This window comes from Mesorhizobium sp. M1A.F.Ca.ET.072.01.1.1, assembly GCF_004023325.1.
Lineage (GTDB): Bacteria > Pseudomonadota > Alphaproteobacteria > Rhizobiales > Rhizobiaceae > Mesorhizobium.
Genome location: NZ_RZSF01000313.1, coordinates 1 through 7,837, shown reverse-complemented (window position 1 = coordinate 7,837; position 7,837 = coordinate 1). Strand labels below are relative to the sequence as shown.

General features: G+C 65.2%; 10 protein-coding genes. 3 read left to right on the top strand and 7 right to left on the bottom strand.

Translation table 11 applies throughout. The annotated features are described in order from the left end of the window. Nucleotides 1-63: 63 nt before the first annotated feature. From EOA32_RS29830 to EOA32_RS29820, 3 genes are all read right to left on the bottom strand, one after another. Entirely contained in the window at nucleotides 64-1,452 is a 1,389-nt protein-coding gene (locus tag EOA32_RS29830) for an ATP-binding protein (protein ID WP_128373625.1), read from the bottom strand. A gap of 22 nt (nucleotides 1,453-1,474) precedes the next feature. Beyond that, a complete protein-coding gene (locus EOA32_RS29825) occupies nucleotides 1,475-2,140 on the bottom strand; it encodes a response regulator transcription factor (RefSeq protein WP_067320964.1) in 666 nt (221 codons plus the stop codon). An 81-nt stretch (nucleotides 2,141-2,221) separates the two neighbouring features. Continuing rightward, the gene (locus EOA32_RS29820; protein WP_095777890.1) at nucleotides 2,222-2,521 is read right to left on the bottom strand and encodes a hypothetical protein; all 300 of its coding nucleotides are present in this window, start codon (nucleotides 2,519-2,521) and stop codon (nucleotides 2,222-2,224) included. Between the two features lie 234 nt (nucleotides 2,522-2,755). On the opposite strand from EOA32_RS29820, the gene EOA32_RS29815 reads away from it, so the two are divergent. Then, entirely contained in the window at nucleotides 2,756-3,142 is a 387-nt protein-coding gene (locus tag EOA32_RS29815; protein ID WP_128373624.1) for an ester cyclase, read from the top strand. A 116-nt stretch (nucleotides 3,143-3,258) separates the two neighbouring features. On the opposite strand, the gene EOA32_RS29810 is transcribed toward EOA32_RS29815, so the two are convergent. Together EOA32_RS29810 and EOA32_RS38885 are read right to left on the bottom strand one after the other, a co-directional pair. Continuing rightward, nucleotides 3,259-3,645 (bottom strand): DUF3168 domain-containing protein, encoded by a 387-nt coding sequence (locus EOA32_RS29810; protein WP_245499425.1) that lies wholly within the window; start codon nucleotides 3,643-3,645, stop codon nucleotides 3,259-3,261. Between the two features lie 115 nt (nucleotides 3,646-3,760). Then, complete coding sequence (locus tag EOA32_RS38885) at nucleotides 3,761-3,913, bottom strand: hypothetical protein (protein WP_189407473.1); 153 nt, start codon at nucleotides 3,911-3,913, stop codon at nucleotides 3,761-3,763. Here EOA32_RS38885 and EOA32_RS38880 point away from each other — a divergent pair. Together EOA32_RS38880 and EOA32_RS29805 are read left to right on the top strand one after the other, a co-directional pair. Further along, entirely contained in the window at nucleotides 3,912-4,094 is a 183-nt protein-coding gene (locus tag EOA32_RS38880; RefSeq protein ID WP_189407471.1) for a hypothetical protein, read from the top strand. The two genes, EOA32_RS38885 and EOA32_RS38880, sit on opposite strands and share 2 nt — an antisense overlap. Before the next feature lie 32 nt (nucleotides 4,095-4,126). Next, the gene (locus tag EOA32_RS29805; RefSeq protein WP_179294438.1) at nucleotides 4,127-4,759 is read left to right on the top strand and encodes an NAD(P)H-binding protein; all 633 of its coding nucleotides are present in this window, start codon (nucleotides 4,127-4,129) and stop codon (nucleotides 4,757-4,759) included. Nucleotides 4,760-4,761: 2 nt separating this feature from the next. Here EOA32_RS29805 and EOA32_RS29800 read toward each other — a convergent pair whose 3' ends face one another. Both EOA32_RS29800 and EOA32_RS29795 read right to left on the bottom strand, forming a co-directional pair. Then, nucleotides 4,762-6,315, bottom strand: a complete 1,554-nt coding sequence (locus EOA32_RS29800; RefSeq protein WP_095827186.1) for a trimethylamine methyltransferase family protein — start codon at nucleotides 6,313-6,315, stop codon at nucleotides 4,762-4,764. 12 nt (nucleotides 6,316-6,327) lie between these two features. Beyond that, the coding region (locus EOA32_RS29795) for a glycine cleavage T C-terminal barrel domain-containing protein (protein ID WP_145971384.1) at nucleotides 6,328-7,837 on the bottom strand (1,510 nt) is incomplete at its 5' end.

Genomic DNA, 7,837 nt, shown 5'->3' with positions numbered 1-7,837 from the left:
CCATAGTATTGATATTTGTCGGAAATTTGGCCGCAAGCGGCCGCACGGAAACCGATAAAGACATTATTGAAGGCTCCGCAATCTTACCACCGCCCTCAAGCCGCCCATGCTGGACCGTTCCAGCGCCAGGGCGCCTCCATACTCGTTGACGAGGTCGGCGACAATGGCCAATCCAAGCCCCGTTCCCGGCTTCGTCTCGTCGAGTCTCTTGCCGCGTTTCAACACTTCCCGCGCGCTGTCCTCGGGAATGCCGGGGCCGTCGTCCTCTATGACGATTTCAAACAGGTTGGGGCTTCCGGCAACGGTGGCGACCGAGACGGCAACGGCGCTTTTCGCCCATTTCATGGCATTGTCGAGGAGATTGCCGAGCAATTCTTCAAGATCCTCGCGCTCGCCGGCAAAGACGATCCCGGCGGCCGGCGGCGACAGCGAAAGCTGTGTCTGCGGGTTGAGCTTGCGCAGCACGCGCACCATGCGCTCGACCAGCGGCGCCACCGGCGTGCGGAAGACGACGCTGTCGCGCTGGGCGGCGACGCGGGCGCGCTGCAGATAGTGGTCGACCTGCTTTTGCATCGAGGCAGCCTGCTCGGCGATGAGCTCGCCCTTGGCGCCGCCGAGCGCGCGGCCCTCGTTGATCAGCACGGCAAGCGGCGTCTTCAGGGAATGGGCGAGGTTGCCGACCTGGGTGCGCGAGCGCTCGACGATGCGCCTGTTGTTCTCGATCAGCGCATTGGTCTCGCTGGCCAGAGGCTCGATCTCGGCCGGGAAGCGCCCGTCGAGCCGCTGCGCCGTGCCCTCGCGCACCATGGCCAGCGCGTTGCGCACGCGGCGCAAAGGCTGCAAGCCGAAAAGGATGGCGATGGCGTTGATGGCGATCATGCCGACGCCGAACAGCGACAGATAGGTGAGCAGCCGGCGCTGGAAGCTCGCGATCTCCTGCTCGAGCTCGCTGTGATTGCCCATGACGCGGAAGCGCGCGGCGCGGTTCTTGGCATCGAGCACGAACTCGCTCTCGAAAACCTCCAACTCCTCGCCCTTGATGCCCTCGGTCGAATAGCTGCGCTGGAAGTTCGCGTTGAACGGCACCTCGGTGACGCTCGGCGACAGGATCGAGGAGGTCATCGAGGAGGAATGGAGTTCGCCGTGAACGTCTTCGGAGGCCGGCTCGACCGACCAGTACCAGCCGGAATTCGGCTCCGAGAAGCGCAGATCGCCAAGGTCGGGCGAGCCGATGAGCGCGCCATTGTCGGAAATGCCAACGGAGCCGATCAGGTTGAACAGATGCGCCGAAAGCAGACTGTCGAAGCCGCGCTCGCTGGCCTGGCGGTAGAGCGTGGTGATGAGGGTGAAGATGACGACGAGCGTCAGGATCGCCCAAATCGTGGAAAAGGCGATGACGCGGAAGGTCAGCGAGCGCGGCCAGAGCCGCAGCTTTGAAAGCCACGTTCTCATCGTCGGCTTCAGCGGTTCCGCGTCACGCCTCCGGCTCTCGCATGCGATAGCCCATGCCTCGCACGGTTTCGATCATGTCGATGCCCATCTTCTTGCGAAGCCGTCCGACGAACACCTCGATGGTGTTGGAGTCGCGGTCGAAGTCCTGGTCGTAGAGATGTTCGACCAATTCGGTGCGCGATACCACCTCGCCCATATGATGCATCAGATAGGCAAGCAGCCGAAACTCGTGGGAAGTGAGCTTCAGCGGCACGCCGTTGACGTCGGCCTTGGAGGCCTTGGTGTCGAGCCTCAGCGGCCCGCAGGTGAGCTCGGACGAGGCATGGCCGGCGGCGCGGCGGATCAGCGCCCTCACTCTGGCCAACACCTCCTCGATGTGAAAAGGCTTGGTGACGTAGTCGTCGGCGCCCGCATCGATGCCGGCAACCTTGTCGCTCCAGCGGTCGCGCGCGGTCAGGATCAGCACAGGCATCTTGCGACCGCCGCGGCGCCAGCGCTCGACGACGCTGATGCCGTCCATCTGCGGCAGGCCGATGTCGAGGACGACGGCGTCGTAAGGCTCGGTGTCGCCGAGGAAATGCCCCTCTTCGCCGTCATAGGCGCGGTCGACCACATAGCCGGCATCGACCAGCGCATCCGTAAGCTGCCGGTTGAGATCCTTGTCATCCTCGACGACGAGCACGCGCATGGTTCGTAGCCTGTTGAAGGGTGGAGGTATAGGCCGATTCCGCCGGCCAGGAAACTTAAGCCTGTTAAAGGGAATTGGGCGTCAGTCCAGCGGCACCACGATCTCGGTACGGCGCGGCCGCTGGCCCTCCTTGCCCGGGACCAGTACCACGATCACGCAGACCTGCTGTCCGCCGCGCGTGGCCTGCGAGGCCTTGGCGAGCGTGCCGCCGTTCTGCGCGGCGATCTGTTGGCCGATTGCATAGCAGTCGCTGGCAGCAAGCACGAGCGGCTGATCGACCGATGGCTCGACGAGCGGCATCGCCGTCGCCTGCGACGCAAAAATCCCGGCTGCGGCAAGCGCCAGCGTCGCGGCGCGAGTAAGGGAGCGGAACGTTTTCATGATCACGGTACTAACGCATTTGTGCTGAACATGAAATGAACGGTGAACGGCCGAAAATCCATGCCCGCCATACCCCCTGCCCCGCGAGACGAACAAATGCGAGTCCAACTGCCTGGGCCCCATCAGGACTAGCCATGGATTGATAGCCGGAAAATCACGGGCGCGGCTACGGTTTTCGCGGCTTGCATATGCTCTAATTTGCGCCGTGAAGCAGTTGAGGACGGGGAGAATGCCATGAGCCATGACGACCTTGCCAATCTTTACAAGGACTACATTGCCTGCCTCAACGAACAGGATTGGGACAATCTCGGCCGGTTCGTCGGCGAGGAGGTGCAGTATAATGGCGAGACGGTGGGGCTTTCGGGCTATCGCCGGATGCTGGAAGGCGATTTTCAGGCCATTCCCGATCTGCGTTTCAACATCGAGCTTCTGGTTTCAGAGCCGCCGCGCGTGGCGGCCCGCCTGCATTTCGACTGCAGGCCCAAGGGCATGCTGTTCGGCCTAGCGGTGAACGGCAGGCGAGTCACCTTCGCGGAGAACGTCTTTTATGAAATCCAGGACGGGCGAATACGCGAGGTCTGGTCTGTCATCGACAAGGCCGCCATCCAGGCCCAGCTCTAGAGAAGTCCATCGTTTCAAGGAAACGCGGAATTGCTCTAACTCTTTGTTTTTTCGCACTTCCGGACGGAAAACCGCTACGCACCTTTCCTGGAATTGCTCAAGGAAAAGCTGGTCTCTCAGGCACCTTCTTGCGTCAGCGCGCGGAAGCGCAGCAGCCCGTGGTGCACCGCGAGATCGTCGTCATAGCGCGCCTCGGCGAATTCCAGCGACAGCCGCGTCTGGCCACGCGGGCCAATCGAGAGGGCCGCGCCGTCGAGGCGCGCCTTGATGCTGTCCATGATGAGCCGCGTCTCGGCCTCGCCCTGCGCCTTCGACCAGATGTGGAGCGTGATGAGTTGGTCGTCGTTGTCGTCGGCGCCGGTGTCCAGGTCGAAGGCGCTGGTGCGACCGTAGGTGACGTGCGGAAATGCGGCCTTGGCGTCGGCGCGCTCGAGCAGGCCGGCGCCGCCCAACAGCGCCGACAGCGACGCATCGGTCTTCAATCGCAGGAACAAGGCCTGCATCAAGTCGCCAGGCGTCGTCATATGTGCTTCCTCTCGCCTGCCTTGTCCTCATCGCAGCGTAGCCGCCTTGCACCCGTTTCGCCAGATCGTCGGACGGCGGCTTGAGGCAATGCGATCAAGCCTTGCTGCTGATCACCCTTGCCTGATCCCTGATCACCGCGGTCACGAAACGGATGACGGCGCGCACAGGCGCCTCATCACCGATCTCGCGGCGATAGACAAGCAAAACCGGGTGGCTGCCGAGAATTTCGGGGGTGACCCGCACCATGCGCGGTTCCGGTTCGGCCAGCATGCAGGGCATCACGCGTGTCCCGATGTGGGGCGGCACGGTTTTTGAGGAAGGCGCCGCGCAGGGTCTGGTGGAGCAATGCGACTACGTCTACACAAGGCTGCTGCCCGGCCCGACTGGAGCGCGGGTCGCTTTCGTCGCGGGGCGCAAGCTTGGCTGACGAGCGGGGCAGACTGGCCAGGGAGGCCGGAAATGAAACTTCTGATCTTTGGCGCCTCCGGCGCGACCGGCCGCGCCCTCGTCTCGGCGGCGCTGGCGGAAGGCCATCTGGTCACCGCCTTCGTCCGCACCCCGCGCAAGCTCGCCATCAGCCACGACCGTCTGAGCGTGATCGTCGGAGACGTCGCCGACTGCAAGGCGGTGGAGGGCGCGATTGCCGGTCACGACGCGGTGTTGAGCTGCCTCGGTGTCGGCGTGCCACTGAAGCACGACGCGGCGGTGATTGCCGGTATCGGCTTCATCGTCGAGGCGATGCAACGGAGCGGGCCAACCCGGCTCATTTATCAGTCCTTCCTCGGCGTCCGCGACAGCCGGCGGCAATTGGGGCCACTGCTCGGCGGCATCGTCGTGCCGCTCGTGCTGCGCCATGAAGCGGCGGATCACGAAGCGAAGGAAAGGCTCATCGCGCAGTCCGGCCTCGACTGGACGATCGTGCGACCGCCAAAGCTCGGCAACGGTCCAGCCATCGGCCGGTTCCGCCACGGCCACGGCATCCGGGCCAGATCCTTGTTGCCGACGCTGGCGCGCGCCGACGTGGCGGCGTTCATGCTTTCCCAGGTCAGCGACAAGACCTATTCGCGTACAGCGGTTGCCCTGCTGCCTTGACCTCACGACACCGGTGCCGCGCCGCCCTCTTCGGTGCGACGTGCGATGAAATCGTCGAGCACGCCGGCGGTGGCGGCAGCGGATGCGGGCGGCTGGAAATCGGAAAGAATCCGCTTCCAGATGCCGGTGGCGCGCTCCGTCGCGGTCTTGCCGCCGGATTGCGTCCAGTTGCCGAAATTCGACCAGTCGGCCACCAGCGGTTCGTAAAAGGCGGTGCGGTAGCGGACCATGGTGTGGGCGGCCGAGAAGAAATGGCCGCCGGGCTGCACCTCGGCAATGGCGTCGAAACCAATGGCGTCGGCATCACCCGGTGTCGTGGCGCAAAGCTCGGCGACCGTCTGCAGCGCCTCGATGTCGGTAATTAGCTTTTCGAACGAGACGCTCAAGCCGCCCTCCAGCCAGCCTGCCGCATGGATGCAGACGGTGGCGCCGGCAAGCACCGAGCCCCATAGCGCGAACTGCGTCTCATGCGCCGCCTGCGCGTCGGAGACATTGGCGGCGCTGCCGCCGCCGGAACGCCAAGGCAAGCCGGTGAAGCGCGCGAGCTGGCCGGCGCCCAAGGTCGCCTTGATGTGCTCCGGCGTGCCGAAGGCCGGCGCGCCCGACTTCATGTCGACATTTGAGGAAAACGAGCCATAGACCACCGGAGCGCCGGGGCGCACGATCTGGGCGAGCGTCAGCCCCGCCAGCGCCTCCGCATGCTGCAGGGTCAGCGCGCCGGCGACCGTGATCGGCGCCATGGCGCCCGCCAGGCAGAAGGGCGTGATGATCGACACCTGGCCGAACCTGGCGAAGTCGATGATGCCTTGCGCCATCGGGATATCGAGCTGGCGCGGCGAATTGGTGTTGATGACGGTGTAGCAGTAGGCGCCGTTACGAAATTCCTCCTGCGAGAGGCCGCGCGCCAGCCGGACCATCTCGAAGCTGTCCTCGACCTGCGGTGTGCCGCGGGCGAAGACGAAGGGGAACTTGTCGGACAAGGTGAGCTGCGCGCGGCCGGTGGCAAAGTGGCGAAAGCGCGTGTCGACGTCCTGCGGCTCGATGCAGGGGCCGAGCATATGCAGCACGTCGAAATGCTGCAGCAGCTTCATGAATTCCTCGAAGGCGGCGAGCGTGCCGGGCCGCCTTCCGCGCTGGAGATCGGTGACGTTGGGCGCGCCGGAGCCGGCGAGGAATGTCATGGACCCAAGCTCGAGGATAAGGTCGCGGGAGCGGTCGCCGCCATAGGCCGGGATCGAGCGCGGCGCGGACGCCAAGCCTGCCTCGACCGTGTCGCGGCCGATCCGCACCATCTGGCTGTCCTCGTCGACCAGGGCGCCGGCCTTGGCAAGAATGGCGCGCGCCTCCGGCAGCAGCACCTTGATGCCGAGTTCTTCCAGCACGCGCAGCGCCGTGTCGTGGATTGCGGCGACCTGATCGTCGGAAAAGACCGGCTGCGGCAGGAAGGGGTTCTTCAGCGAACGATAGTTCGGGCGGCGGCTGGACTCGCTACCGGCCTCGCCGGTGCGTCCGCGCCGGCGTTCGCGCCTCTGATCGCGTGCGGCCTCATCAATCATGCCCAATCCTCCCTATTGCCGCATTGCCTCGCCCTTGGGGTCATAGGGCGAGGCCGCGATGACGCGCGCCGGCCGTTCGACGCCGACAATGTGTACGGAAAGTTGCGTCCCCTCCCCGGCGAAATCGTCATCGAGCAACGCCAGGGCGACGCTCTTGCCAACCGTGTAGCCATACCCGCCGGAAGTGACGAAGCCGACGCGGCGTCCCTTGCGCCAGACAGGCTCGAAACCGCTGGCGTCGGCGTCGGCGGCATCGACTTCCAGGGTCACGATCCGCCGGGCGACGCCCGCCTTGCGCTCCTTGAGAGCTGCTTCGCGGCCGACGAAATCGCCCTTTTCGAAGGCGACGAACCGATCGATCCCGGTCTGGCCGGGCGTGTAGCCTTGGGTAAATTCGCGCGACCAGATGCCGAAACTCTTCTCCAGCCGCAGCACATTGAGCGCGTAGTAGCCGATCTCGGCCAGACCAAGATCTTCGCCGGCGGCGAGCAGCGTCTCGCGCAGGGTCCCATGCAGGGTGGCCGGGCAATTGATTTCGAAGCCGAGCTCACCGGCGATCGACAGCCGGGCGACCCGGGCGCGAACCATACCGATGTCGAACTCGGCGCAGGCCATGAACGGCAGGGTTTTGGCGGAGACGTCCTGGTGCGTGGTGCGTTCGACGACCTTCCTTGCATTCGGCCCGGTCACCAGGAAGCCGGACATCGCGTCCGAGATGTCGGTAACCGAGACGCCGTCCGCCATGTGCCTCTCGAACCAGCGCATGTGGAATTCGCGCAGGTAATAGGAGCCCATGATCCAGTAGTCGCCGCCCCAGTTGAGCACGGTAAGGTCGCCCTTCAGCCTGCCGTCATGGCCGAGCATCGGGGCAAGCTTCGCGCGCCCAGGCTTCGGCAGTTTGCAGGCAAGCAGCCGGTCGAGCCAGGCCTCGGCGCGGGGACCGGACACGGCGTAGCGCGAGAAGGCCGTGGTGTCGACGAGGCCGGCGGCGCGGCGCACCTGCAGCACCTCATCGCCGACGATGTCGAAGGCGTTGGAGCGCTTCAGCGTCGTCTCCTCGCGAAAACCCATCGGCGCGAAATAGGCCGGGACTTCCAGCCCCCATGAGGCCGTCCACTCGGCGCCGGCCGCGCTCATGCCGTCATGGGCGCCGGGCCGCTTCAGCGGCCGGCCCGCCGGCAGCCGCTCGTTGGGGAAGGTCATGACGAAGCGACGGGCGTAGAACTGGCGCGTGGTTTGCCTGAGATACTCGCGGTTGGCGGCGAAGGCGCCGTAGCGGGCGATGTCCATGCCGAAGATGTCGGCCTGCGGCTCGCCGTAGATCATCCATTCGGCCAGCGACTTGCCGACGCCGCCACCCTGGCTGAAGCCGGCCATGACGCCGCAGGCGACCCAGTAGTTCTTCAAGCCCCGCACCGGGCCAACCAGCGGATTGCCGTCGGGGGTGAAGGTGAAGGCGCCATTGACCCATTTGGGGATGCCCGCCTTGGCCAGGCAGGGGAAGCGCTGATAGGCCTTCGAA